The sequence below is a fragment of the Mycobacterium sp. E2497 genome (assembly GCF_001668695.1).
Lineage (GTDB): Bacteria > Actinomycetota > Actinomycetes > Mycobacteriales > Mycobacteriaceae > Mycobacterium.
On the sequence record NZ_LZKD01000092.1, the window covers coordinates 1 to 898 of the forward strand.

Here is an 898-nt window from a genome sequence, read left to right on the forward strand (position 1 = left end):
GCCAAGTTCGACTTGGCGCTGGGCAAGCTGAACCTCGAGCCCGGGATGACGCTGCTGGACATCGGCTGCGGCTGGGGCGGGGCGATGAAACGGGCCGTGGAGAAATTTGACGTCAATGTCATCGGAATCACGCTGAGCCGCAACCAGTTTGAATACAGCAAGAACAAGCTGGCTGGATTGCCGACGAATCGCACCGTGGAGGTGCGGCTGCAGGGCTGGGAAGAGTTCGAGGACAAGGTCGACCGGATCGTCACCATCGGCGCCTTCGAGGCTTTCAAGATGGAGCGGTACGCCGCGTTCTTCGAACGCGCCTACAACATTCTTCCCGACGACGGCCGCATGTTATTGCATACCATTTTGACCTACACCCAGAAACAGCAGTACGAACGCGGCGTCTCCATCACGATGAATGATCTTCGATTCGCGCGCTTCATTGGCACTGAAATTTTCCCGGGCGGACAATTGCCGGCGCAGGAAGACATCTTCAGGTTCGCCGGCGAAGCGGGGTTCTCCGTGCAGCAGGTCCAATTGCTGCAGGAGCACTACGAGCGCACGCTCAATATCTGGGCGGCCAACCTGGAGGCCAACCGCGAGCAGGCGGTCGAGCTGCAGTCCGAAGAGGTCTACGGCAAGTACATGCACTACCTGACCGGCTGCGCGAAGCTGTTCCGCCAGGGTTACACGGACGTCGACCAGTTCACGCTGGAAAAGTAGCGGTCCCCGGCCCCTCGCCACCTACTTCACGAGGGTGAACTGCCCGACATTGCTGATGCCCTTGCGGAAGAAGTTCTCACAGCCGGTCAGGTACTTCATGTAGCGGTCGTAGACCTCTTGTGACTGGATGGCGACGGCCTGCTCGCGATTGGCCTCGAGGGCGGCAGCCCAGGTCTCCAGGGCC

General features: G+C 60.2%; 2 protein-coding genes. One reads left to right on the forward strand and one right to left on the reverse strand.

Features of this window, described 5'->3' with window-relative positions; genetic code table 11:
* The coding region (locus tag A5713_RS06850; protein ID WP_068093904.1) for a cyclopropane mycolic acid synthase family methyltransferase at window positions 1–714 on the forward strand (714 nt) is incomplete at its 5' end.
* A gap of 21 nt (window positions 715–735) precedes the next feature.
* On the opposite strand, the gene A5713_RS06855 is transcribed toward A5713_RS06850, so the two are convergent.
* On the reverse strand, window positions 736–898 hold a 163-nt coding region (locus tag A5713_RS06855), incomplete at its 5' end, for a class I SAM-dependent methyltransferase (protein WP_197516321.1).